This window comes from Paenibacillus sp. LBL, from assembly GCF_029893715.1.
In the GTDB taxonomy this organism is placed as follows: Bacteria; Bacillota; Bacilli; order Paenibacillales; family Paenibacillaceae; genus Paenibacillus_AQ; species Paenibacillus_AQ glucanolyticus.
Map to the genome: position 1 here is coordinate 340,848 of NZ_JARXYU010000004.1, position 26,345 is coordinate 367,192.

At 41.3% G+C, this 26,345-nt stretch carries 25 protein-coding genes; 2 read left to right on the top strand and 23 right to left on the bottom strand.

Annotation, left to right across the window (positions count from 1 at the left end):
• Nucleotides 1-218: 218 nt before the first annotated feature.
• Entirely contained in the window at nucleotides 219-1,160 is a 942-nt protein-coding gene (locus M2277_RS12800; protein ID WP_063479216.1) for an aldo/keto reductase, read from the bottom strand.
• A 36-nt stretch (nucleotides 1,161-1,196) separates the two neighbouring features.
• A complete protein-coding gene (locus tag M2277_RS12805) occupies nucleotides 1,197-2,192 on the bottom strand; it encodes a Gfo/Idh/MocA family protein (protein ID WP_063479217.1) in 996 nt (331 codons plus the stop codon).
• A gap of 122 nt (nucleotides 2,193-2,314) precedes the next feature.
• On the opposite strand from M2277_RS12805, the gene M2277_RS12810 reads away from it, so the two are divergent.
• Both M2277_RS12810 and M2277_RS12815 read left to right on the top strand, forming a co-directional pair.
• On the top strand, nucleotides 2,315-3,154 hold the full coding sequence (locus tag M2277_RS12810) for an AraC family transcriptional regulator (protein WP_063479218.1): 840 nt from the start codon (nucleotides 2,315-2,317) through the stop codon (nucleotides 3,152-3,154).
• Nucleotides 3,155-3,326: 172 nt separating this feature from the next.
• A complete protein-coding gene (locus tag M2277_RS12815) occupies nucleotides 3,327-3,917 on the top strand; it encodes a hypothetical protein (protein WP_036636984.1) in 591 nt (196 codons plus the stop codon).
• Nucleotides 3,918-3,986: 69 nt separating this feature from the next.
• Here M2277_RS12815 and M2277_RS12820 read toward each other — a convergent pair whose 3' ends face one another.
• The 21 genes from M2277_RS12820 to M2277_RS12920 all read right to left on the bottom strand — a co-directional run bounded on the left by M2277_RS12820 (nucleotide 3,987) and on the right by M2277_RS12920 (nucleotide 26,318).
• Complete coding sequence (locus tag M2277_RS12820) at nucleotides 3,987-4,799, bottom strand: hypothetical protein (protein ID WP_063479219.1); 813 nt, start codon at nucleotides 4,797-4,799, stop codon at nucleotides 3,987-3,989.
• 201 nt (nucleotides 4,800-5,000) lie between these two features.
• Nucleotides 5,001-5,612 carry a DUF1796 family putative cysteine peptidase gene (locus tag M2277_RS12825; protein WP_036636989.1) on the bottom strand — a complete coding sequence of 204 codons (612 nt, stop codon included), beginning with the start codon at nucleotides 5,610-5,612 and terminating at the stop codon, nucleotides 5,001-5,003.
• 214 nt (nucleotides 5,613-5,826) lie between these two features.
• A complete protein-coding gene (locus M2277_RS12830; protein WP_280754869.1) occupies nucleotides 5,827-6,078 on the bottom strand; it encodes a hypothetical protein in 252 nt (83 codons plus the stop codon).
• Nucleotides 6,079-6,149: 71 nt separating this feature from the next.
• A complete protein-coding gene (locus tag M2277_RS12835) occupies nucleotides 6,150-7,121 on the bottom strand; it encodes a peptidoglycan recognition protein family protein (protein ID WP_280754870.1) in 972 nt (323 codons plus the stop codon).
• 5 nt (nucleotides 7,122-7,126) lie between these two features.
• Entirely contained in the window at nucleotides 7,127-7,573 is a 447-nt protein-coding gene (locus M2277_RS12840) for a phage holin family protein (RefSeq protein ID WP_280754871.1), read from the bottom strand.
• A 64-nt stretch (nucleotides 7,574-7,637) separates the two neighbouring features.
• The gene (locus M2277_RS12845) at nucleotides 7,638-9,458 is read right to left on the bottom strand and encodes a DNRLRE domain-containing protein (protein WP_280754872.1); all 1,821 of its coding nucleotides are present in this window, start codon (nucleotides 9,456-9,458) and stop codon (nucleotides 7,638-7,640) included.
• 31 nt (nucleotides 9,459-9,489) lie between these two features.
• Complete coding sequence (locus M2277_RS12850; RefSeq protein WP_280754873.1) at nucleotides 9,490-11,547, bottom strand: DUF4082 domain-containing protein; 2,058 nt, start codon at nucleotides 11,545-11,547, stop codon at nucleotides 9,490-9,492.
• Nucleotides 11,548-11,569: 22 nt separating this feature from the next.
• Nucleotides 11,570-12,739: a discoidin domain-containing protein gene (locus tag M2277_RS12855; protein ID WP_280754874.1), complete on the bottom strand. Its 1,170-nt coding sequence runs from the start codon at nucleotides 12,737-12,739 to the stop codon at nucleotides 11,570-11,572.
• Between the two features lie 33 nt (nucleotides 12,740-12,772).
• Entirely contained in the window at nucleotides 12,773-13,942 is a 1,170-nt protein-coding gene (locus M2277_RS12860; RefSeq protein WP_280754875.1) for a discoidin domain-containing protein, read from the bottom strand.
• 69 nt (nucleotides 13,943-14,011) lie between these two features.
• Entirely contained in the window at nucleotides 14,012-15,808 is a 1,797-nt protein-coding gene (locus M2277_RS12865; RefSeq protein ID WP_280754876.1) for a hypothetical protein, read from the bottom strand.
• A gap of 3 nt (nucleotides 15,809-15,811) precedes the next feature.
• Complete coding sequence (locus M2277_RS12870; RefSeq protein WP_280754877.1) at nucleotides 15,812-16,918, bottom strand: hypothetical protein; 1,107 nt, start codon at nucleotides 16,916-16,918, stop codon at nucleotides 15,812-15,814.
• Nucleotides 16,919-16,924: 6 nt separating this feature from the next.
• On the bottom strand, nucleotides 16,925-17,497 hold the full coding sequence (locus M2277_RS12875; RefSeq protein ID WP_280754878.1) for a hypothetical protein: 573 nt from the start codon (nucleotides 17,495-17,497) through the stop codon (nucleotides 16,925-16,927).
• A gap of 36 nt (nucleotides 17,498-17,533) precedes the next feature.
• Nucleotides 17,534-17,881, bottom strand: a complete 348-nt coding sequence (locus tag M2277_RS12880; RefSeq protein ID WP_280754879.1) for a hypothetical protein — start codon at nucleotides 17,879-17,881, stop codon at nucleotides 17,534-17,536.
• A gap of 13 nt (nucleotides 17,882-17,894) precedes the next feature.
• Nucleotides 17,895-18,512 carry a hypothetical protein gene (locus M2277_RS12885; protein ID WP_280754880.1) on the bottom strand — a complete coding sequence of 206 codons (618 nt, stop codon included), beginning with the start codon at nucleotides 18,510-18,512 and terminating at the stop codon, nucleotides 17,895-17,897.
• Between the two features lie 83 nt (nucleotides 18,513-18,595).
• The gene (locus M2277_RS12890; RefSeq protein WP_280754881.1) at nucleotides 18,596-19,138 is read right to left on the bottom strand and encodes a hypothetical protein; all 543 of its coding nucleotides are present in this window, start codon (nucleotides 19,136-19,138) and stop codon (nucleotides 18,596-18,598) included.
• A 20-nt stretch (nucleotides 19,139-19,158) separates the two neighbouring features.
• On the bottom strand, nucleotides 19,159-20,313 hold the full coding sequence (locus M2277_RS12895) for a hypothetical protein (protein ID WP_280754882.1): 1,155 nt from the start codon (nucleotides 20,311-20,313) through the stop codon (nucleotides 19,159-19,161).
• Between the two features lie 12 nt (nucleotides 20,314-20,325).
• Entirely contained in the window at nucleotides 20,326-20,964 is a 639-nt protein-coding gene (locus M2277_RS12900) for a phage tail family protein (protein ID WP_280754883.1), read from the bottom strand.
• Between the two features lie 11 nt (nucleotides 20,965-20,975).
• Nucleotides 20,976-21,611, bottom strand: a complete 636-nt coding sequence (locus M2277_RS12905) for a hypothetical protein (RefSeq protein WP_280754884.1) — start codon at nucleotides 21,609-21,611, stop codon at nucleotides 20,976-20,978.
• Nucleotides 21,612-21,626: 15 nt separating this feature from the next.
• On the bottom strand, nucleotides 21,627-22,238 hold the full coding sequence (locus M2277_RS12910; RefSeq protein WP_280754885.1) for a phage tail domain-containing protein: 612 nt from the start codon (nucleotides 22,236-22,238) through the stop codon (nucleotides 21,627-21,629).
• A gap of 32 nt (nucleotides 22,239-22,270) precedes the next feature.
• On the bottom strand, nucleotides 22,271-22,774 hold the full coding sequence (locus tag M2277_RS12915) for a PAAR domain-containing protein (protein WP_280754886.1): 504 nt from the start codon (nucleotides 22,772-22,774) through the stop codon (nucleotides 22,271-22,273).
• Nucleotides 22,775-22,799: 25 nt separating this feature from the next.
• Complete coding sequence (locus M2277_RS12920) at nucleotides 22,800-26,318, bottom strand: phage tail spike protein (RefSeq protein WP_280754887.1); 3,519 nt, start codon at nucleotides 26,316-26,318, stop codon at nucleotides 22,800-22,802.
• Nucleotides 26,319-26,345: the final 27 nt, after the last annotated feature.

A 26,345-nucleotide genomic window follows, 5' to 3' on the forward strand; every position in this document is an offset into this window, starting at 1 on the left:
GTTGGACAAATGACTGTGGGCATTATAACGCTTAAGCAGTGGTATCGATTTAAGTGAGTGGTTATAGGTGAAATGATCCGGATGCAGAAAAACTCCAACCTTTGGATAGGGGTTGGAGTTTTGGTTTGGATATATGGAATTACTCTTCATGATCTTCAACTGCAAGGGTAACGTTGTTAGTATTTGGACGGTAAATTTGGACCCAACATTGTGTGTGATCAGGACATCTGATCCGTTGTAAGATCCAACCAGTCCAATTCTTCTTTTGTCAGCTGAATAAGAGATCCTTCATCACAGGATTTTAATTCATCTGCTGACTGTGCACCGATTAGCGCACAGGTTGGGAATGGCTGGTTCAACACGTATGCCAAAGCGATCTGTATGGCTGTCACATTTTTGGATGCTGCCAGTTGTTTGGCCCGCTCTAACCGCTTCCAGTTCTCATCGCTGTAGAATACCCGCACAAGGTCAGCATTGTCTCGAATCTCCGGAGTGAATCGGCCGGTGAAGAATCCTCTGGCTTGAGAAGACCAGGAGAGGAGCGGGAATTGCTCGGACTCATGCCAAGCGCAGGTTTCGGCGTCCGCCGAGACACAGCCTTTCCAGAACGGTTCATTCGGCTTGGCCAGACTTAGATTGGGGCTGCTGAAGGAGAATCCGACCAGTCCATTTGCGGCGGCATAGTCATTTGCATCACGGATACGCTCCCATGTCCAGTTGGATACCCCGATGGCCCCCACACTGCCATTCGCAATGTATTCATTCAACGCTTCAATCACTTCGCCTGCTGGAACAGAGGAGTCATCACGGTGCAGCGCGTACAGATCAATGTAATCCGTTTGGAGCCTTTCAAAGCTTATCGTGATATCGTGTTTAATATCTTTTTTGCTGACACGCGGTCCGTTCTGATCGTGATGGGCGCCCTTGGTCAAAATGACAAGCTGATCACGATTTCCTCTTTCCTGCATATAACGGCCGATGACTTCTTCGCTTTGACCTCCGCAATAGATATGCGCGGTGTCAACGGAATTGCCGCCTATAGCGAGATAGGCGTCCAGATTAGCAGCGGCTTTCTCATACGAATCATGATAGAAGTAGTCCGTTCCTTTCATCAGTGCAGAGACCGGTTTGTCTAATCCCTTGATTGATATATATTTCATATTCATATCCTCCTTGGGGGTGTAATTACAGCACAATTACAGCACTATTCTCTTTCGCTCATGGGCGGATTGCAGGCAAGCGTCGATGACTTTCATGTTGTGGATGGCATCTTCCGTCGGGAAACGGAGGGGCTTGTTGTTTAATATGGCTTCGGCCATATGGTCACCCTGCTCACTGTATGCGTTTGCATGAGGAACCTCGATTTCTTTGCGACCGTCTCCGGTCGTTAAGAAGAAGTTAGCACCGTTCTCGGGCAGGCTGTAGGCGAAGGGGACTTCAATCAGGCCTTCCGTGCCCACGACTTCAAGCGGGTTCCGATATGCTGCCCACATCCCACAGTCAAACGTAAGAGAAACATCACCTTCGAATTCAATTAATCCGGAAGCCATCATATCAACATGATCATGTTCCGGCGAGAAAAAGGCTTGGACGGTGACGGCTTCGGGTTCACTATCCAGTAGAATACGCGCGGCGTTGATCGGATAACAACCGACATCATAGATGGAACCGCCGCCCCAGTCCTTGCGAAACCGGACGTTCCCATGATTGGCTGAACTGTTAAACGTGAACGCACTGCGGATACCCCGAACCTCTCCGATGGCTCCTGAAGTGATAAGCTCTTTGATCATGTCATACCTCGGGTGGTAACGGTACATAAAGGCTTCAGCTAGAAGCACGCCTGCTTTAGCCGCCGCCTCGGCCATTTCTGCTGCCTCAGCTTCAGTCAAGGCGAGCGGTTTCTCGCATAGAATGTGTTTGCCGGCTTCCGCTGCGCGGATGCTCCATTCTTTATGCAGATGATTCGGGAGCGGTATATAGATTGCATCTATGGAAGAATCCGCTAGCAAGGATTCATAACTGCCGTATGCAGTCGGGATATTTAATTCCTCTGCCGCCTGTGTGGCTTTATCCTGATCTCGGCTAGCAATGGCAGCGACTTCATTCAGACGGGATTGCTGTAATCCGGGAATGACCGAACGTTTGGCAATGCTGGCACATCCCAGTATTCCCCAACGAAGTTTCTGGCTCATGTTCATCAGCTCCTATACGACTTATTAAGATTATATTGCGATTATAAAAGACAGGAATTAAAATTGATATAATATTATTTTGTAGTGCGATATAACAATATTGTCATTCAAGGAGCGTTGCGATGAAACGACAAAGCCACCTGCTGACCCTCCCGTTTATGCCGTTCTTCTGCCTGCCGGAATCGGTTGGAATATACCGGGATGAACCGGATCATACCGTAATCCGGGCCGCCGGGTCTTTAAACAATTTTAACATCCATTATGTTGCTTCCGGCAAAGGATGTATTGAAATCGATAATGTGGTTCATACGTTGGGTCCCGGAGAAGCCGTGCTGTATTTTCCTATGCAGGCTCAGCGTTATTACAGCAGCGAGGACGACCCTTGGGATGTGCGGTGGTTCCATTTTTATGGAAGCGGTTTGCAGAATTATTTTATCGAGCGTGGATTTCATAAGAGTCAATTATGGAGCATTCGTCAGCCGTCTGCGTTTGAGGAAGCACATGAAGCTCTATTAACCGAGGCAGAGACCCATCGTATGCTCAAACCTGCACAATTGTCCACGTTGACTTATTCCCTGCTCGCCGTATTCGTAGAGCAGGCTTCCGCGTTATCGGACGACAATAAATCAAACAGCTCGGCGAACCGAATTCTGGAGCTCCTGCCGATCATGCAGCAGGAGGCTGCGCAGCCGTTTATTCTGGAAGAGTGGGCGGCCAGGCTTGGCGTAACGACCTACTATTTTTGCAAATTGTTTCGCAACGTGATGGAGATGACCCCGATGGATTTTGTAACACGATGCCGCCTTCAGATGGCAAAGCAGTGGCTGCTCGATCACAAGGAAAAAACGATCGGACAAATTGCAGTGGAAGCGGGTTATCCCAGTGTCAGCTATTTTAACAAGCGATTTATGGAGCATGAAGGCATGACACCATCTTCCTATCGTCGCTTATATGGGGTATAGTTATCTATATTACGTTGTCGGGTCAGGGATAGAACTCGACTTAGGTCCAGGTCCTAATCACACCTATGGTCGGTTATGAAAATGGCTTGCCTCTACTACAATGAAGTTAACGAAGGATTTGACGAAATCCGGATCCAAGTGAAATATGTAAATGTATGTGGGGGAAAGCCAAATGACCGATAGCAAAAATATATACGTTCTGCTGACTGATACAGGTACGATGTTTACCAAATTGATTAAACGAATTACTGCCGCACCATATAACCATGCTTCGCTGGCATTGGATGAGAATCTGAATGAAGTATTCAGTTTTGGCCGGAAATGTGCCAACAATCCCTGGAGCGGTGGATTTGTGGAGGAGGATGTCTATGAAGGAACATTCCGACACTTCCCCGGCACGCGCTGTGCTCTCCTTCGTCTCCAGGTGGCTAGTCAGCAATATGAGGCAGCAAGAAGCGTGATTCAGCATTACAAGGATGAAGAAGATGCTTACGGCTACAATCTCATCGGAATGATCGGTGTTCTGATGAGACTCGATATCACACGGGAACGCTCCTACTTCTGTTCGCAGTTTGTAGCCGAGGCGATGAAGCAGAGCAGAATCCACTTGTGGGACCGTCCTTCTTCAGCGGTAACGCCGCATGATTTTTTCCAGCATCCGGCGTTCGAAATCGTATATGAAGGGATGTTATATGATTATCCGCTGCTCGATGAGTCGAGACTGGCCGGGGTCCATTACCCATTGCAGGCCACAGCACGTTAACTATATCAAGGCACCCATACAATCCAGTGAAACTTCTGCCTGCCGCAGAGGTTTTTTTGTATCTCGGGCTCATTTTAATTGTGCATTAGCGCGTGTGATGATGGTCTCGATTTTCTGTTCATATTGGTAGATGCTTTTCTTCTTCGTCAGAATCTGACCGGAGAGGGTTAATAAACGGGACAGGGTGTCGCTGGTTCTGGCAGATTCTTTGGCCTTCACAGCTGCTTTGAAGTTTTTCCACTCGGTTTCCATCAGTTTGTTTGGAGTGGATATAGCACTCTTGTCGCCTTTGATTTTGCTTTTGTACGGATCCATCTCGGATAGGATAGAGCGGATCTTAGCGGCTTTGGACGTTCTCTCTTTCTTGGCGGCCGTAAGCGCAGCTTGTTTGTTTCGAATATCCTGACGTCCCAGGCCAACCAGAATTTTCATTCCGTCGGCTTGTGATTGCAGCAGCTTGGACAGCGATTTATCTTTAAGTTTCCTGGCTGCGGTAATTTGCTTGTTCAGGGCGGTATATCCATTAAACAATGGTTGGTATTTAGTCTTGGCTGCCTGGAGCTGTTCCTCCAGTTTATGGATATGGTCCTTGTCGATTTCATTAATTTGCTTGCGTGTTTCCGAAGTTCTGACTTCATTAGCATATCGAAGAGCGGAGATTCGATCGTCCCAATCCATCGCCTGCTTGCGTTCTGATTTAAAATCATCGTACTGCTTGATGAGTCTGGAACCGATGGTTCCCGGAGCACGTTCAGCTGTGGCTTTAAATTGAGCGTTTACCGAATCGGTGAACTCAATCGTTGACGCATCTGCGAAATGAATGGGGGCAGCAGCAAACAACAGAATCATAACAAGGCATGAAAACAGCATTCTTCTAAACATAAACATCGCTCCTTAATTCAAAGATGATCTCCAGCGCAGCAAGTAAATGACGCAGAGATAGCCGGATCCGCGACAAAAAAAGCACCCATAAGAAAGGCGCGGTTAGACGCCAGACTTACGGGTGCTTCCTTCGTAAGAGATTCCGATTCTTTTTTTTGTAAATATACGGGAAAAATATGAATTTGTCAAACGTTTATTCCCTTACTTAAGAGAAAACCTTCCAAGTACAGCCTTCCAGGCATCAAAATCCCCCTCCCAAGTGGCCCCTTTCGGTATTTGAATAATGAGAACCTGGTCAGAGAACGATGGGAGCTGCACGATGTGCGGAGCATTGCCAAGCATGACAAATAACAGGGTTACGTTTGGGTTTGAGTATGTTTCACGAATAGCTTGATCAATCGTTTCAGCATCTTTTTTATGCGGGATGATCCGCACGAGGAGTGTGTTTTGAGTAGAATTCAAACAGCTGTTAAACCGTTCGATCCTTCTGTCCAGGCGTTCGCGAAAGGCAGGGTAATCAAACAGCGGGCGCTCCTCCGGATCGTTCTTGAAATCATGAAAGGACAAGCAGGAAGAGTGTTTGTCCCGTACATAGTAACAATTCACGGATTTGCCGTAGATGTCCAGATTATCCCGCAGCATGAATTCGCTGAATTGATTTCTAATGACTTTGCAAAATTCACTGGTCGAGGCGAAGTTGAACCAATCCCAGGGCCCTGCCATCTTGCGCAGCTTGTTTCTTCTAAGCTGAACAGCGACTTGACAGTTGTATCCGAGACTGAAAATGGCATCAAACGAAAGATGGGTTGTCATGCTACCAGACCTCCTTAAATCTATCATATGTATTTTGATAGAGATGGTAAGGGGCAACGACCACGGGAAGGCGTGGAGTACAGCAACAACTACAAATATTAAAGGTGTGAAAAAAATACCCTTAAGAGAAGAAATCCTCATAAGGGTAAGGGTAGATACTATTCATCGAACAAACTATTGGTAAAATGCAAGCTTTCTTCAACGATAATATGTATTAATTTTTGGTCTTGTGCACTTGATTCATAGTGATATTCACCTTATCTAAGCCTTCATTTTCATTAACCAAATAAGCGATATAATCCGATATGATATCCGCTGCATCCAGCACAAAAGTAGCTTTCGATTTATCAAGCTCCTCTCTTGTTAGAACATCCATAAGCAGCTTGGTGTAATCAATTGATGAGGTGGCTGTAATCAGTCTAGAAGGTTTATGCTCATGCCATATTTTTTGTTTAAGTAAGAGCATAACAAATAAACTTGTTGCAAAAAGCATCAAGACAAGAAGAATAAGGGGGATGGAATTTCGTTCTTCTCCTTTTATTTTTTATCTAGCAAACCGGCACGATAAAGAACTGTAATGAGAGAGTAAAAGTCCGCGCTTCTTCCTTGAGGAGTATCAATCACTGGGCTGCCATTTTGATCACGTAGTTGGACTAGTGCACTGACGGCTTTTTGAGCATAAGAGGGGATTTGATTCAATTTATCCCGGTTTTCTAAAAGTTTAACCCTTTCGCTCGTTTTTTTTATTGAAGTTCCTTGTTCTTGAGCTCCTTTTTTTAATACATTCTTGCTGTTGGTGAGTGCTTTTATTTCCGATTTTAGTGTAGCAACCAATTGCTTAAGCTGTTCAAATTGTTGTCTTTCACTTGGAGTCATGGACTCATCATCCTTTGCTGTAAAGTTGTTGTAAGCCTCTCGAACGAGTGGAATAAAACTCTTATGCGCTTGCAAAACGCTATTTCCTTGAAAGAAGTTAGATCCTGGGCAGGACTTCGTGGGTAAGCCATTTAGTTGAACTCCGGATTTGAAATTATACACTTTAGTACCGGTAGAGCTGTACCAATGATGATACACAATATGCTCCGTATCAACTGGGAGTTTGAATATTTCGCAAAGTGCTGCATTAATAAACGTAATTGTATGTAGATGCTCTTCAGTCATGTGGTCACCATTAACATCAAAGTTGCCTAAATGCTCCAAGCATAATGCAGCAGTATTCGCTCCTTTAATGCCTGCAGGTGTAGTGTCAAAAGAACGGCAGATCGCGATCAAGCCGTCAGGAAATGTTGTGACGTTTTGTCCGATATCGGACCATCCGTTGGTATGGACATGGAATCGTTTCATAGCTTCAAGTCGAGCAAAATGGTTGCTGCCGTTAAACGAAGTGTAATTAGGAGCCCAAGTGTGGTGATTTTGAATGATGGAAATTTTTCTGTTAAAGGTTTGTTTTTTCAGCCATTCATAAAATTCAAGACGAGTCAGAAGTATAAATTGTCCCTGTTTCTTCACACTTGTCATCCTTTCCCTTCATCAGATTCTTGGTTTTTTAATGCGGTAATGGCATTTTTCATCTGAGGGGGCATGGGTAAGTCCAGCCTTCCATAGTTCTCAATAAGACTGATTAACTCATTGCCAATGTAGAAAAATATAGCTCCTGTCATCAAGCTGAGATTACCGTTCAGCCCCAGTAACTTGTCAATTTGAAATAGAAGAGCAATGACGGAGAACATTAGAATTTTTTTGAATATTCCCCAATACCCCTTGTTGGAACTCCAGCCTTTCGAGGAGTCTTCTACACTCTTCCTTCCTTCATAATAGGATGCAGCCAGCCCAGTCAAGTAATCGAAAGTCACTAATGTGGCAAGGACATTTAAAGGCTGGGACCAACCGCCAAATAGAAAAGTGACCACCGATCCTCCAAAGGTATAATAAAATAGTTTTAATATGGTCGATTCATACACTGAGCTTCCTCCGTTTTGTGATGTTGTATAAGTAAAAGGACCCCCAAAGGGAGTCCTGAAAAAATTACATAATAAAATAATAGGCGCCGTTGCTGCTTCCTTTAATTAGCAAAATGCTGTCCATATCGCTGACATCTCTTTTACGAATGCTGATGGTGCAGTCCAACTCATCGACTCTAGAGACTCTTGGATAGAGGTATCCCGTTAAATCTGGAACGTTAACTATCAGGTTGGATTCGATTTCGTGTATCTGCTTAACAAGAAGAGCAGCCGCAAGTTCGGTGATTTGCCTGACATCTATAGCAGCATCAAGCCATTCTTTATCTTTAATCCACAGCACAGCATCCATTTCATGTTTGTATTTAAGCACAATGCTTCCAGCTAAATCAGGAGTGGAGCTAAGGATATGAGCTTCAAGGATGTTGTGATAAGGCAACTCTATTTTGGAATCGAGATCATTCTCTGCTAAGGCTCTTACAGTAATAGCTGCTGATATATCTGGTTTAGAAGCAGAGATTTGGGACGCAAGGTCTTCTTCGAGTGTATTTTTAACGATTAAGGAAGAATTCAAATCATCAAATGATTTTTTGATCGAAGTTACAGTCAAGTTTCCTGACAGGTCTGGTTTGGAAGCAATGATAGAACCCTCAACTTCATCATTCTCAACTATGGCAATTGTAATAAAGGTTGATAAGAAGGCATTCGGATCTATTATGATTTCTCCAAACAAGTCTGGGACGCTTGCAAGGATATTAGATTCCATATCCAGTGGCAACTTGCTAGCTACGGTTAAAGTGCTTTCAATATGATCATATTCACGTCGGGCAATGGTTAGGTCAGCTTGAACACCCGGACGTGATATAGCGATGGAAGAAGCTAGCTCTGTGAACATGGGGTCTTCTTTTCTATGAACATATAGGGTGCATTCCCATGTTGAGAAGCCTACGTCACTATGTACCGTTAAATAACCTGTTATTTCTTTATATCCCTTGCCGTTAATGAATACAGTGGATTCAAGGTCGGTTCGTCCCGGGCTGTAAATTTGTGATGTAATATAATTAACGATAAGAAGAGGAGGGATTCCGGATTCCTTCGTGAAAAAGCTCAATGGTTCATTGTTCGAAGTTTTTATTATAAAGCCGTAGTTCAAGAGTGCACTGGATTCCCAACGCTTGGCGATATCCAGAACGTCAAATTCAATATATCTTTCCGTAGTATTATGAACATATTGATCACTCAAAAGCTCAACCGAATAGGGTTGGTTTGCGTGGGTAACACCCAATTCACGCCATAGTGTGTTAGGCTGATGCAGCTCCAGGTTAGCGTTGCGTGGAAAGTTAATATAATAGAGCCGCAACCTCGCCCCTTCAAGGATTTTGAGATCGGGTATTCGGTCCTTTAGTTCTCCGAAGGAGACAAACGACTCGAAAGCTTCTTCTGTATTCTTACCCGTCAGCATGCTTTTCATATCGCCATAGTTGATGGTTCGCAGATCGTTCCGGCTGCGAGTAGTTGCATCAGCTAGCGCAGGCAAACGCACGTCAATTCTTGGTGCTTCCAGCAATTCGAATCTTCCGAATAGTCTATTATGTGGTCGCACCTCTAAAGTACATTCAAGGAAGGAGGCAGCAATTGCTTCTATATGGGCCTCTACATCTCCATTACCACGATACTTAATATCCAGTGTACTGGTGACGTCTTGTAATTTGAGTGTCCTGGCTGATAGCATTCCATCCAGGTCGTCGTTATCCCTTATCATCGTAATGAGAGAAGAATCTATATCGTTATGATTTGAACGAAAAAGAATAAAGCGACCTGAAACTTTATTCTCAAGTCGCTGTCTTATATAAATCTCACTGTAGAGATCATGATATTCATCAAACAAATGCTTCACTTCCTATCTCATTGTATTGAGATTATACGGGGTCTACTTTCGCCCGAATTTCGAACTGTCCATTAGAAGCGGGTGGGGCAGTAATGGCTGTTGCAATTCGAACATAGAATACCATCTCATCGTTGGGGTTAATCAATTTGTTGAAAAGCAGGTAATCTTCGGCAATAAATGGATCAGTATAGGACAGTTCAATGGTCACACCGGGAGGGAGCTTGTCTTTAACAACTTCAAGAACTAAGTTCTGTACAACTTGTCCAAGTTGATTCTTAACGATGACTTTCTGGAAATCTGTCGTTTGTCCGGCAACTACGATATCGAAATCCAAGTGTTTCAACAACCCTCCAAAAGAATCAGAGAAGTACTGGCCTTTCTCATCCATAAACATCAAACCGGAGTATGTACCGAAAAATGTAGTAGACCAGGTATCTTTTTGACCCCAGGCATCCTGAAATTCTACGGTTAGTGAGTTGTTTTGACCAAATAATATATCCTTCTCGGAAATGTTAAGCTTAATGTCCACAGGGGCGGGGGAGAGTGAAGTGAAATTTCCGTTAGACGGGTAGTATGGCTTGTTGTTCAAATAGACACGATATTGCACTTTTCCTTTGTCAGGGTCGTCTAGCTTGCCCATAAGCTTGTTTCCGCCTATGGTAAGCTGCAGAGTAGCGAGAGTATTTAACAGGAAAAATTCGGCATCAGAAAACTTGGCGTCGTCTACTGGAGCATTTGAAACAATTTTAATGTTATCAACTTGTGTATGTTGATTCCAATGGATATTATCATCGATATAGTAGGTAAGCCTGATTTTATTTCCTTTTCCAGAAAATTCTTTTTCTGAAATTTGGCTCAGCGAGTCAATATCCATGGCATGTCTTCTAACCATCTCCATGTTCGATATATCGGTAAGTCTCCAAGTATTAAACTTGAAATATTCCCAGGTTTGGCCTTCATCAAAGGAGAATAGTAACTTAATTGTACCTTGTTTTGAAATTTTATTGACTACGATGCTTTGCAGATCCCCGAACACCTGAAAATCTTCATCTTGAATGATAAGTTGAGGGAGGGGGGAAGCAGTCAGGTTGATATTGAGCTCGTCAATATCCTCTTGATCCGTCCAGGTGAGGATGTCGAAGTCACCGTTCAATTCATCGAGGGGACTATAGTTGGAGGTAAGTTCTAATTCAGCACTTGTTTGGCGTGGATCGTCGGTGTAGTAGAGAACATCAACTGTATCCTTAAATTCATCATGAAAACTGAATTCTTCTGTTTCAATCAGGATAGCGGACTCGGTTTTATAAGGATCATCCGAATATTCTATTATTTTAATGGTTTGATCTTCCCACTCCTCAGCGAGTGTGAAGGGTTCTGTTTCGACATTAAATAGTAATTCTGTTTTGTTAACAATGTCAGTGAAATGAGCTATTTCTACATTGCCGAGTAATTGTTTCCATGCGTCTTCAGGAACTGTAGATATGTCTTCCATTCCATAAGTGATATAATCACTTTCAGTTACGGTGGAACCAATACTGACCCAAGAATTATTGAAGTATTTATAACCCCCTTCATGGAAAGCAAAAGATCGGTTGATGTCGATATAATAATAGAAATCAAACCCAAAGGACATCATCCACGTTCTGTTAAACGTTAATGGGTTACTATCACCACCATTCGTGTAGTACCCGTTTAAAATTGTGAAACTAGTTTTATTGTCACCTGTTGATAATTTCATTAAATTAACGTCTGAATGTCCACCCAGACCACCGATTGGGCAAGAGCTATCAAAATAGAATAGGAATTTGTATTCTTCATCTTTTCTAATAGAGACTGGAGAGTCAAATGTAAACTTGATCCACCCCATATCAGGAGTAGTCGGAATACTAGGTCCTGTTCCGATTAGCTGATTACTTGAGTTGTATATTCTTGGTGCTACATTGACTGTTGCAGAGGCACTACCTCTATACATATACATAGAAGTTATAATGATATCTCGATCAACTTTCATTAAATGTCCCTGCGTTTGATTACTATTACCGAAAGCACTAGTATACTCCGAATTTTTGTAGTTTACGTCAAACCTCACGGTACACACTCCTTTCTTACAATTAGTCAATCATTATTTTCTTAATAGTCACACTTGTCGTATCGATATTCCTTTTGAAGACCCTACCAGTTCCAAGACTGGTTCCATTCCTATCTAGGAACGATTTTGTATTAAGCGTTCTATTCAGATCAATAGTTGTACCTTTATCAATCCCAAATTTAATAAACTCGTCTTCGTTGGCGACTTGAGCAACTAGGTCGATTATTTTCGAATTTGTTTGCATCATTTCTATTTCTGAAATATAGATTTGATACAATCCACCATTATTGTCTGACACAAAAATTCTGTAGTACAAATATGCCGTTTTATTGTAAAAAACATATCCTCTTGTTGAATATTGGGACCAATTGGTCTCATAAGTTCTGGTATCAAGTACAACCCAATTATTTGCATCGTTAGACCCTTCGAAAGTCCAGCTTTTAGGAGCTGCATCTGTGGTTGATGCAAAGGCATAAGAAATAGTATATTTGTTGATCACTATTGGTGTGAGAAATTTATAAGATAACCATTGAGTCTTTGGTTCGTTTCTTAAATTAATTAGCCATCCGTTATCTGTTTTATTACCGTTAAATGCTTCCCATCTACTCAGCGCTGAATTTGATGATGTTACTATACCAGTTGAAGCAGCTAAATTTGTTAATGGGGATATTAAGTTTTTACTAGGATTGGGCATAACTAATGAGTAATAGTTGACCTTATCTGAAATTAAAAAAGTATTATCAAAGACATACTCATACATCAGTAGCTGTCGAAGGCTAGTAAAAGTTAAATATCCATTGTTTTGACCAATATTCAATCGATACTTTGAGTAGCTTACTCTGTTTGGAATCGTATAGTCTGCTGAACTAGCCCATGATGTCTGGTTTCCCTTGCTATCTAACATCGTCCAGTTTATGCCGTCATTTGAACCTTCAAACAACCACATTTTGGGGTTGGCTGTAATTGTTGACCCAGGGACAATACTGTACTTTCCAATGCAAACTTTTCTAGGGAAGTCATACCTTATCCAACCCTCAACATTGCCATTTGCTGTTCTCCAATCACTTGAATTATTAGTGAATGCAACCCATTCATTACCAGCTGAGAAAGCTGAACTTGCACTAACGACACCTGAAGGTGTGGTGTTGCTTGTCATTAACGGAATTGCATTATCATTACTTAAATACGGCATTTATTTTCACTCCTAACTGACTAATACGTATAACTACTTTACAGTTATCGTTTTGACTTTCCTTTTCAACAAATCGATGGAGTGCTCGTAGATTTTCCCAGAACCTAGCTGCGAGTTGCTATAGTTAGTGCTACTAAACTTGTCAATAGTTTGGTCTAGTGCTATTTCGGATTCCATACCATAGTTTAAAAAGTCTCCTTCTGTTATTGTAGCCTTGTTGAGTTCGATTAAGGATGCATCGTATCCTTGATACATTTTCAGACGATTAATAGCTACTGAAGTCGTAATTCCATTACTTACAATTAGCCTATAATATTTATATTTCTTTTTATTTGGGAATTCGTATGGCTTGCTTTCTGTTGCAGTCCAAGTTTCATTTTTTCGTTCATGTAGTACTGTCCATGTTATACGATCATCGCTTCCTTCAAAGTTCCAATCAATAGGATATCTACTTGTAAAGCTCCCCGTGCCATTTGTAAGTTCATATTTATTAATTTGTGTAGGCTCAGGAAATTCATAACTGATCCATTGAGGGTATGGAGTACTAGATATCCAGTTATTATTATCTATTTCATTGAATGCATGGTACGCAGGATAACTTGATGTTGAACTACCACTAGAATTAACAGCACCCGATGGAGCACTTGCACTTGTCATATTGGGAATTAAATTATCAGAAAAATATGGTTGGACGACAGATTTTACTTTACCATCATTTAAAAGTAAGATTTTATTAGTAGGAACATATGACTTCAATTCTATTTCTAAGGTATTTGCTTGAGCTGTTGCATTGCCACTTGCACCCAATGCTCTATAATATCTGTACCAAGTTTTATTTGCGCTTAAAGTTTGAACAACGTTTGTTGTTCTTCCACCCCAATTGAAGTTTCCTCCAATGTTAAAAAAATTCACACCATCGTTACTTCCTTGCCATTGCCAAGTTCCTACGGCGTTTCCGTTATTCAAATAAATAGTAGCCTCATTAATTACCGTTGGTATTTTAAAGTCAAAAGTTATAAATTGGGTTCCATTTAACCCCATTGCATTAAAAGCAATAGAATTAGCACTATTGACGGCCTTACTGCCATCTATCAGAGCCTTTATGTCATTGTATGAACCATGAAGTAGTCCGTCTGAACAAGTAACATCAATAATACTCCTCCGATCACCCGTGCCGTAAATAGAAGAGTAGCTTGTTTGCATTCTTTCTCACCTTCCATTCTTAATAAACACATTATTTTAACAAAATAAAAAGAAGCAGAGCAGTACGCCCTACTTCACATTGATTATCTTGATATCGATATACTTATTAAGATCGATTCTTTCCTTAAACATTCTTCCTACTCCCAGCACTTCTCCTGATGCTGTGTTGCCATTCATAGGGATTTCGAAAGTTGTTAGTTTTCTTTCAAGTATTGACAGATCATCCATTCCTTCACTAATAAAAGTGTCAACATTAGGCAAAGTAGATGAAACTGTTTCCCAAGACGATGGTATAGCAGGGCTTCCTGGTCTCACCAGTTCATATAATTTTAATTCATTTATGCCTATATAAGCAGTATTTCCGTTATTCTCGGTAATGTTTATTCTAAAGAATTTATATGAACCTGGTGTCTTCACAGTGTAGTCTTTATCAGTGTAGTTCGTTGTCCATGTTTGCCCCGTTTGGCTATCTAACAGATTCCAAGTACCATCTGCCCCGTTCGTTGAATCATTACTACCTGATAAGGTCCAAGATTTTGGTAACTCAGTAAGTAAAGTTCCACTCCTAACGGCATATTTAATTATTGTTTTAGGTATTGTGAATCCATAACCAAGATACGAGGTAGAACCTGTTCGCATCGCCCATCCCTCGTAGTCATCTTTTTTATTGAAGGCATACCATGCCGCATAACTATCAGAAAACTGGCTGCTCGCAAATGCAAGCCCATTAGGGGCAGTATTTGATGTCATTGCAGGTATTGTTTCTTGAACAATGTCAGGAGTTAAAGGTTTCCCAGGTTTGTACTTCTTGTATTCTCCACCAGATAAAATCAACGAATTTACCATTGGCAGCATTATAATTTCAAGAACTGGTCGAAAACCTCCTCCATTAGAAAGGATTGCATCTGAAGAGGTCCATGTTGCCACAGCACTATTCCCTCTAACAGTTCTGTTAGAACTATTTCCTTTCAGTGTAGTGCTTGTCCATGCAAAAGAATTGCCACTCCAATTCCACACAGCATTATCACCAGATACGATTGTTCCATTAAGTGTAGAGTTAACGATGTGCTCATCCCATTCATTATCTTTATCTGTACTTTCTACACCACCAGAAAGAAGTCGTATAGCAAAACTATATCCTATTGGACCTGGTGTAATGTTAAATGGAATCCCACTTCCACTTGCAAAACCAGCTCCGTTCAAAGCGTCCCAAGAGATGGTATATTGAATGTTGCGATCAGCTATGAGAATCTTCCTTTTGTTAGTATCTTCAACCATAATGAAATAGAAGTCACCGTTAGGAGTAGCTGTCCCAGCAACTGGTATGAAGCCAGTCGTTTCTTGCCCAAGCCCTTTGAATGTACCTGCTACGCCAACTGTCGCAGAATAATTACAACGGATACGATTGCCTATATCAAGGTCTTTAATTTCAAGCACTTCATTTGGATGAATGAAGCGACCAGTGAAGTCAATATCAATGCCTTGTAATGACTGATACTCGTTTGCTGCATTTATGGTGATAACGACGGTATGTTTACCTTCAACCAATCCAGTTTTCTCATATATCAATACTGAATTCACCAAAGTATTTGACAAGAAATGGATTTGATCTGTCACACCGTCTATCGATATAGATGCTGGCGTTTTAGAAGTAGTGTTGTACTGCCCAATATACCTAAACTTCGTTCCTATAAAAGTAAAAGATATCGTGTTACCTACACTATTTGAGTATTTATTAATCCCACCAGAGAACGCAGCATTAGATTGCGTTGTCCATGCTCCAGTGTATAACACCAGTGGATGATCAGCATTCATTCTCTTCCAACCACTCTCAGGGGCTGTTAATGCTTGCCCTATTGTTGCCACATTTTACACCTCCTTATATTCAAATACTGGACGAAAACCTGTTAATGCGTTTGAAACACTACTTCCTCTATAAGCAAACTCATGTGGAGCGCGATTCCCTCTTTCTGTTCTATAAGTGCTGTTTGAAATCGTAACTCCACCGAAAACTGTATTCTTCATAATGGTATCTTGACACAAAGTATAAATGTTACTGTAATGAAATACATTGTCTAGCACTTTTCCCGGTTGTATATATTTCATTGGAAAGTTAGCAATGTATTTATCCCATTCATTATTTATAGGCCAACTCCCAAAACCACTGTCGGTAAGTGACAATTTTCCGTTGGCATCAGCAAAAGCAACGCCCCCCGAAAGGGAACGTACAGTATAAGGGACGTCAAACATCCTCAACTCTGCTAGCTCCATCGATGGATCGACATTATTCGCATTAATTATTAATTTGTAGTATTGGTAGCTCCCCATATTCTGAGTCACATTAAAGAATTGCTCCATTCCAGCAGTGCTCCAAGTGATGTTAGTTCTACTATCTAAAACAAGCCAGTTGGCTCCATCATTTGAAGCTTCAAACGTCCAATCTTTTGGCGCGCGTCTAGCACCTACACTTTCGTTTACACTGACTATACTGTAATGTTCAACTCTTTTAGTTGTATCAAACTTGTATTGTATCCAAGCTCCAGGGGAGAAGATGTTAACATACCATCGATCTTGCCAATTAGTTGCGATTCCGTTAAATGCTTTCCAGGCTTCCCCATCTGAACCAGAAAAACTAGCTGTAACAATACCATTTGCTTCACTTGCACTTGTTACGAGCTTAACAATGTTGCCTGCCATTGGTCCACGTTGCATAATTCGATTATTATTTAAAACATCCCAAGTGATGGTATTTTGTATCACTCTATCAGCTATTAGCAAACCAGTATCAACCTTAATAAGGTAGAATAATCCGTCTGGAGCACTAGCCCCAGTTGCAGGGATTTCATTTCCAGTAGCCACGCCAAGATTGCTAAATTCCCCTATAGTATTAGTGGTAGCCTTGTATCCACAAGCAATGTAATCACCAATCTGCATGTCTTGAATGCTCATTCTTAACTGTCCTGTTGTTGCTGGCATGGGCATTTAAATCACCTCTATCTTGTTGATTGCCTTATAATTTGATTTGCTAATTTTCGTCACAAATAGTTTTCCGATATCATTCCAATTCATATCTTGTGATCCCACATGAGGATATAGGGTCTTTAACTCTAAAACTCCATCGGAACTATTTATAAAAGGATTTGAGTATTTATCTGGAATAGTGAAGTCATCAATGGAAAAAGAGGTGTTTGTTTTATGAGCAAACAGCTCTATTTTTACTTTAGCGTATTGATCTACGCGGGTGGAGATACTCCCATCCATATAATTGATCTCTGCCCAGGGAGTCCAATTCAATTGGTCAGGGGAGGAGGAGGTGAAGATTTTGTACGAGCCGTTGCCTTTGATAGCTACATTTCGGGAAATACGTTTAAATGAGGTAACCTTGTCCTTTATAAATAAAGCTTCGGATACCCAGCTTCCTGAATTACGATAAACACCATTCCCGGCATCATCTTTGGTTTCTTCAATTAATTGCAGGGTATTATTCACGTATGTAATGTTGTCAAAAGAACCTTTGGAGAAATCTAGCGTTATTCCAATTTCTTGAGTAGCCATGTTTTCTCACCACTTTCTTAATGGGATTGGGGGATATCAAGCAATAAAGCTATCAAAGAATGAGCCTGTAATATCTACGATATCTTTCCCGTTTGTCATCTGCAGGACGACGATATTATACTTTTGATCTTTGTGATATCCACCTAATAGTGCGTTAACAGGGAGTGGGCTTATAGAGATTTGATATTTGAGTTCGTTGATCAGTTCTGAAACATTGGTTGTATATTCAGTATGGTATTTACCTGGACGGAGGGTTAGCGAGTAAGAATCGGAATCGGTAAAAATATGAAGTTCGTCATTGGTACCTGTGATGATCTCGGTCTCGCCATGGATCGTTTGGTTACCCCAAACACGCTTGTAATCGTCAATATAAAATGAATTCATTATTATCACCTCGTTATTTAATTTCCCAATGGATGATGCCTGCCATATCCTTGATTAACGGAGCGGGTATCCTATCAGTAATCAGGCCATCTCTTCGGATAATTAAGGATCCGCTCAAATCCTGATTGGCTGATAATTTGATTTGGAGATACAAGGCTTCATTAAAAGGAATGGTTAATATATTTTGAAAGCAAATGATAACTTCTTCGAGTTCCATTCTCTTTTTGTATCCGATGTTATATGAAGTAATGGTGTGATTGAACCTGCCGTTCACAGCTTTTCTGGTGAATAGATCCGCATCTGAAACGGCATCTTTATAAGTGATAATGTCGTTGTACAGAAATGTTCTTCCTGTTAATGGATACTCTGAGTTCTCCGTTGCATAGGAGATCATAATACGATGTCCATTGATGTTGAAAACCCCGTTAGCGACGTCAAAAAATACTTGAGAACCTTCACCGATGAGGCCGAATCGGATTAATTTATCTCTATCAATATCATAAAAACTGTTGGATTTCTTGGTTTCAAAGTCAAATTCGGAAGAGTATGATTTATCGTAATAATCTGCAATCCAAATAAAGGATTGGTTCTGAACAGGGGAGTGACTATATTTTCTGTCGCCTAGAATCATGCATGTACCCTCCATTGTATTGTGAGTATGAAAAAGGGACAGGTGCATGGTGCACCTGTCCAAAGTAATCATTCTATTGAGTTTTAGACGTAACGGTAGGAGACCCTGATTTTGAATTGCTGCTTACCGCTTTTGGCATCAAGCGGAACGGCTGCTCGAAGGGTTACTGTAGCATAGTTTCCTGCTGCATCTACAGCGTTACCATTATTATTTACGCCTAGAATTTCTTTAGCTGCCGGAACGAATGGAGTAGGATAGGTAGCACCAGTATGATCCTTGGTTGTCTGCCCCGTGGTGCCGATGGGCTTGGAAGCATCCTTTCCGATAATGGAGGTTGGCTGATCCAAATCTGATTCGCCTAATGAGTCTACTTGAGCGTGAAACCAATTGTTCTTAACGACTTCGACTTCATTACCGATGGTATTACCAAGACCGCCGGACATGTCACGTGTTGTAATCGTGCAGTCCTCCATTTTTGAAACATCGGTTGTTCCGCCCTTGTTGTTCCAAATGTTAAATTGGTAAGCTGGCCCTAGGTCACCAGCATCAATGACGCCAAAATCAAATGGAGCTGTTACGGTTTGAGTATGTGTACTATTCATCCATGAAATAACGGGTTGAGTCATTGTTAAAAACTCCTCTACATTTATATTTTTATTTTTAATTCGATGGTGATTCCTTGGATATTGACGCCTTGCTTTAGGACGTTCACACGGAACATGTCTCCTTTTGTCACCTTGTTTGAGGTGAAAGAGACTGCTTTATCGTCAAAATTGCTTAGCGCCCGGAAGTGCAGGTTATTGCTTAGAATGTTAGACCAGTCCACTATATTTCTGCTCTTCTCGATACTGATCTCAGTCTCCGTGTCCCCGTGTACTTTACAAATCGCATGAACGGAAGTAATCTCACCATCAAAAGGGAAGGGCACAATGACCTCCTGAATTCCTTGGAAAATGTAAGAAGGAAGACAGAAGATAACCACTCTTTCTTTGAGCTCATAAGGGAAAGATTTTAGTTTGAGGTGCTCAGCCACCGACATAAGGCCATCTCTGAATTCATTAACAGGCTGAATATTAGCGCCGAAAATATCAATGGGAACCCATTGGATTCCGTCATATCGATATCGAACACCATCGCTATACGTTTGAACGGTCCAGCCAACGGATGGATAGGGATATGTAGTGTGTAATTCCTTCATATCAGCGACGGTTGGTTTGAACACTAATCGGGTTGTTTGAAAAGCATCCATTGCTTGGTCCCTAGCGCGATCAGCTTCATCTGCAGCTCGGTTTGCATTATCCGTTGACTTACGTGACTCGTCAATGAGTAATCTGGTTTCAGTAATGAGCTGTTCAACCTTGCCGATAAGCGATTGATTCTCAGCGAGCTTCTGCTCGATTTCTGAAATATAATCTTGTAGCGTTACGACCACATCTGGATGACGGCGTACCAGAGCATAGATTCTACTGGCTGGATACATAATTAATCCTCGGCCTTTAAACCGACACAGTAGTGTTCTGCCTTCTAAGGAAGGATGAACCTGCACAGTTCCGCTAGCGTAGTTCACCAAGAATTCATGGGATTCAATTATTTTTCGTTGCTCAAAAATTTCCTGGTCAATTTCTATCATACCGGCAATGCTGACCCGGTCTTGGAGAGAAGGTAACTCTAAGAGAGTAATAATTCCATTAATGACGGGAAGGGAATCGGCCCTATCGATGTAAGGATCTTCTACGGTACCTTTTCTAGCAATAATCGTTAATGGATCGTTATATTGTAATTGAGTGATTAAGTCAGGCAAAATTTCACCTCCTCACTGAAGTGTTTTGAATTGATACCTGAATTTGATGTCCGCTTTACCGTTAACGCGCAGCACATTTTTACCTATTGGAAAATGAAGATAGTTATCATTAAAGTTACGATAGCGATAGGTAACAGGAAGCGTGGTTTCAATATCTTCCGTTTCATTGTTAACATACAATGTTTCCCCATCAATTAATTCAGTGAATTTGAATTCCTCTTGATTATGCGAAAGATTCTCTATGGAAAAATCCCCATTCTCATACTTGGATATCCAAACCTCGGGCTTGCAATCCAAGTCACCTTTGTTGTCAAAAACGAGAACAGGTTCGAATTCAAATTGAATGGATTTAAATCGTGGCTTAGATTGGTACGAGGCAGTTTTGAATAAGATACGAAACATATATTGCGGATGATTTAAGTGACTATCGTCATTTAAATCAGGAAACGGGCCACCGTTCATACAAGTTTTCCAGTCACTCCATTCATATCCGTTCAGGTTGACTCTGGTCTGTACGATGACCTGACTGCCACTAGGTTGTTCGGACTGCCAAAGCACTTTGCTTATAACTCCGTCCGCTCGCAAAGGAAGATCGAGTATAGGGGAAGTATAGTCCCCCTTAAGATTAATTAAAGCCAGCCAATTTGCCATGTCATCACCCCTTAGTCAATCTTCCCAAAGGGGCGATAGAGAACGGCTGAACCGCTTTCCCTCCATTTGGCAATACGGTAGCTTGCCCAAACCGCATTTTTGTCATAGGTAGTCGCACCATCTACGATGATCCAATTCGGCTCCACATCACCGGACTCTCCAGCCTGGATACAGACATAGAAACGACCATTATCTGTGGTAGGGAAAGAAATATCATTTACACTGTAGTAGTGATTAGGGTTCCATTGATTGGCACCTCGAGTATCTTGAACTTCTCCACCACTGGAGACAGGGAAGATCGGTTCGATTAGACCGGAGTAGCCCGATTGAATACAGGTATAAAAATGCCCATTATCCTTGCTAGGTACAATAACAGCACCGTTATTGTAGGTATTTAAGCTTTTCCAGATGGGAGCCGCCGTACCGGATCGAACATTAACCCATCCGAGGTATCCACCGATCGAGAGTTGGTTGGCATGTAAAATATGTTTGGATGGCCATATTCCAGAAGTAGGAGGAGCATCTACATAGGTACTGGAATCATCATCGATTTTCTGGAAATTGCTGGCCAGTGCCATAATCGTATGTTCAATTTCATCTGTGAATTCTGGCTTCGTTAAACCTAATTTGTTCGTTGTTGTTGCCATGATAAACTCCTTTCTTTAAGGATTTAGGTCAGACCATTGCATAGAGGAAGCATAGTCGCTCCATTTCGTTCGATGCGGATTCAGGATAAGCTGGTCATCGATGTCCACGATTGTCGAGGCTTTATCACCTGCGTTGAAGTTGTTGACATTTAAATGATATTTATGTTGATCCCATTTATATAAACGGGAAGTAAAAATGGGAGAATAAGAGTAGGGACTGTCACATCGAACAGTCAAATTGACATAGCCTTCACGAATTCCGTTATGTACGAGTACAGGATCATCAACAAACAAAGCATAGAATATTCTTTCAGGATCACGTCCCAAATCATTCGTGAAGTATAACTCTTGATAATACTCTTGTTCGGTCAGCCATCGAGTCACTTCTCTGATTTTTTGGGTATCCCAGGTATCTTCAAAAGCAAAAGAGACGTTAAATTTGAGGGGATCTTTTTTGGTTCCTTGAAAATAGGGGCGATCACGCCCCTTAATGGATACTTCCTGAATGGATCTTGATGGTGCCAAAGATTCCTCATACATGCCAGAACTCATCGTTACGTTGATAATCCCATAATCCACTGATTTTTTACCAGCATAAGAAAAGTAGAGTGCATCGCGTATAGTCATATGTATCACCTCCTTTTAAGCGACTGTAAATGTCAGCTTGTAAATACATTCGAGCTGCCGGTGGTTATAACGGTTAATTCTCCAAGACAGGTTGTCACTTGGGAGCCGATTTTGGCAACGGCTTTTGAATTTATAAAGAGAGTAGAACTGCCTGTTGATACGTTACCTTGACCGTTATCAGAAGTCCCAGGTGAGATATATCTATACTGTATTGTTGAGGTGTTGGAAGGGACAGGGGGACTAGCTATCCAGTTTTCGTTCAAAACATCTCCTATTGTTGAAACGCTCTTGCTATTAACATATACATTTTTAGTTGAGTTGACCCCCGTACTTGTTATACGAGCTCCTGTGTTGCCTTGTCGTTTATTGACCCAACCATATATCGGATCAATATACCATAAGCATTCATTCGTAATAGGATCATGATTATCACAATATCCATTCTCTATTATTTCATACTCGTATACCGAATAGGTCACATGTCCATTTTTTGTAACGGGGGCTGAAGCAGATCCGTGTGTAGCTATTCCTGCCAAATAATTGACACCTCCGTCTACTGAATTAGTTCAAATCAATTCTCGGAGCAGTAAACTTCATGTTACCGCCAGCTTCAAAATTCATGGCGCCTGTTGATTTGATGTTAATCGCTCCATTCGGAGCGATCTCGATGAAGGAGCCTGAAGAGTGGACGATTTTGGCTGTACCAGCTTTAACTTCCAGCGTCACATCTTTGGACTCTACCGTTACTGGATTTTCTTCCGAGATAATCTTAATACCGTTATCCGACAGGTCAATGCTTCTCAACCTGCTATTATTACTCGCTTTATATTCTTGTTTGAATCCGCCTCGATATTTCGTTTCAACCAGTTTGGCACGATCATTCGTTCCGCCGTCACCAGTACCTAGTTTACGAATAGGTTCAGCATCGGTACCACTGCCAGTGAAACTGATCTCTTGCTTAATCTTTATGTCTTCTGGTCTAAAACTATAGGCATAGGCTTTAATAGCTGTTACTTCTGTAGTTAGTATCTTTTTCTCGCTGTCTTGCCAGTATAGTTCCCGTCCCCGAGAATCTTTGGCATGTTCACGCTGATTGACTTTAGCAGTAATGAATCGGATATAGTTATCTTCGATTTCAATATAATCAACATACTCTCCGATATTTGCATCTTTAGGAAGGGTCTTCACTTTATTTACAGTTAAATCATTAATGTAAGTCTGGTCTGCAAGAATGGTATTAACCTGTAAAGTTTCTGCAACGAGTTTGCCAATGTTGATAATATCGAGATTATCCATGTCAATGTAACCAGCTTCAGCATCAATGAGTATGTCTCCGTTAGGGCCAATGAATTGCCCTTTTTTAAACTTCGCCGTGCCATCCATGCTAATGCTGGCAGGAGCATCATCAAATTCATCGCTTCCGAACCAGAGACCGTACTCCGGGAACATTTTAATAACTCCGCCGCTACTATCCCTTAGTGTCAGCGACGAACCTTCGATATGACCATCTTTAAAGATGCTTTTTGTAATTTCAGCATCTTCTGCATACAACTTGTACATCCATACATTTCCACTGTAATCCGCGCGGAAAGGAGCATAACCCCAAATGCTGTGACCTAACGCTAATCCATTCTTATCAATCGTGAATACTTGATCATTGACGCCGGCTTTTATGAATAGGTCACCATCTAGAGTAGTACCAAATGTTTTCTCCGCAATACCGTTTCTAAACCGTTCGATAATAAAGCCTTCGTCGGCTGTCATGGATACACGATTGACTTTGTTTGTATCACTGCAATTGGATGAACCATATCGGTTTAGATAGAATCCGAATTTATCCGGCTGCTCTGATAATAAGCCAAGCTTAACGACCTCACGGCCGCAACGGTCGTCGATCATGAGCCTGGAGCCTTCGATTGTGAATACACCCGTGGTATCGCCAATGACTACGCGTTGACCGAGAATGATTTTACCAAGCACCATCTCAGCAATTAATCCGTCAGCCGTTATTGCAGTTTCATAACGAAGTCCCCCGGAACGGGTTAAACCAAGGACACCATGGGTAGCGCGAAGGAATCGAAGAGGGTCATTAGGATCAATAATCGTAATTCCTTTGTGGTCAATCGTTACAAACTCGTTCGATGCCATATTAATGTCATTGGTCACTTTATTCCAGAACTGATCAAATAACTTGCTCATCTCTGAAGTATCAACAACTGCCTTGCCCCATTTGGTCTTATTGAGATCGACTACAACAGCTGTATTCTTGGCATCATTGAGGAACTTCTCGATTCGGGTGGATTCATCGTTCACGCTTTTGGCATTGGAAAGAGTGAGATTGATGTTGGAATTTTCGTAGTTGTAAGCAATCTCCGTTATTCTGGCTGTTACGTGTGTGTTCGTAGGCTCGTATTTGATGTTGACGAAATCACCAAGCTGAAGTTTACTCCAATTCCGTTGTTCCTCTACAACCTCAAGAAAATTAACAATATCGATATCAATGGACAATTGAGGCTGTTGTAATTCTTTGAACTTTTCTAATGCTGCCTGATAGAGATCTTGTTCGTCAACATAGGTATCATCGTTAAACTCTCGTTCTATCACATAATAATTCAGCTCTTGAAGCTGATCTGGTGTAAAGTTATTCTTGGCAAGAAGCCTAGCTTGCAGAATATCGATTTCCTCGTTAATCTGTTGGATTGCCGCCGTCATAGTATTAATCTCAAGTTCCTTTAACTTTACCTGATTTTCTTTATGATCCAAGCTGTATCGATTAACAATAGCAGCTTCATTATTAGGGGTATTGAGTTCTCCGAGATTGATGCTAACCAATTGTATAAAAATTCCAGTATCCCCACCGCTAATCATTACTTGCGAGCTTGATTGAGCTTTAATTTTTCCGAGCAGCACCCACTGATTTGAAATTACGGATCTGGCTTGTCCATCCAGATTAACGGTTACGCCTATTGTGTTATCCACTTTGATCATGACTGCATAGGCATAGGTTTGATCAATCGTAAAGGATCTCTGACTTGAGCCTTGATGAACATACTTTTCGAAGAACATTTTTCCATCGAATTGAAGGGAAATCATGGTACTGGTTACATTAGCTTCATCTCTTTGTAAACGCTGCAGATCGCTTTCGAGCTGAAGTAATTGGTTCTGTAGTTTTTGGCGCTCCGTGTAATGGGTGTTGAATAATCCCGAATTAGCTTCTACGAGTTCTTGGTGATCAATTAGCGCATGACATAATGAATCACTCATATGATGACTGGAGCTTAGAACATGACGCTGAGCATCTCTTTGGAAAGGGTACATAAAATAACCGAAGTTCTCGATATAGTTCTGACCGGTTGGATTGACTTTCTGGATTCCTAATCCATCACTTCCGTTGGCGGTTAACCTCGTAACCATTTCATCAGTTTGTACTGTTTTGCCCAAGCTGTTTAAGTATTTACCGTAAGAAAAGGTCAATCCACGATTTAAGCCGGTCAATTCAGGTTTAGTTAGGCTTACTTCCCGTTTATCCGTATTAAAATGCACAATGGCGTTATAAGTCTCAGCAACAGAAAAAATAGCATCAAGTACATTGGTGGATGGAAAATCAAAGGTTCTGTATGTTAACTCGAAATCGGCATCGATGTAGGCAGGTGTCCAGGTTGTGTTAGCTGTCAGATCGTTCAATACTTGCCTGGCATGATAAGACTCACCTAAGTACATTCGAATGGCTTTATCCGTTAGTTCATGTGCTAAGGCCAGACAGCGAATGGTTTTGGAGTTTTCTGAATCGCTGGAGTTATCATTAATCTCTTTAATGATAAACCAATCTGTTTGTTGATCTGTAACGACTTTTAATAAGTATCGTTCTTTAAGGAGGTTAATATTTTTATTTTTGATTAGTTTATGGTTGACATCCACTTGATACGGTACTGTAAGATAGAGCTCATCAACATCATTTAATTTATTGGTTCGACTGACATTGTAAGCTTCGCTTAACTTGCTAATAATCTCGCGATTAGGTTTAGCAATGAAATATTGAGGCTTGGTTGGTTTCAAATTATAATCTATTTCGCCTAACAAGAAATACACTCCTTTCTTTGGAGAAGA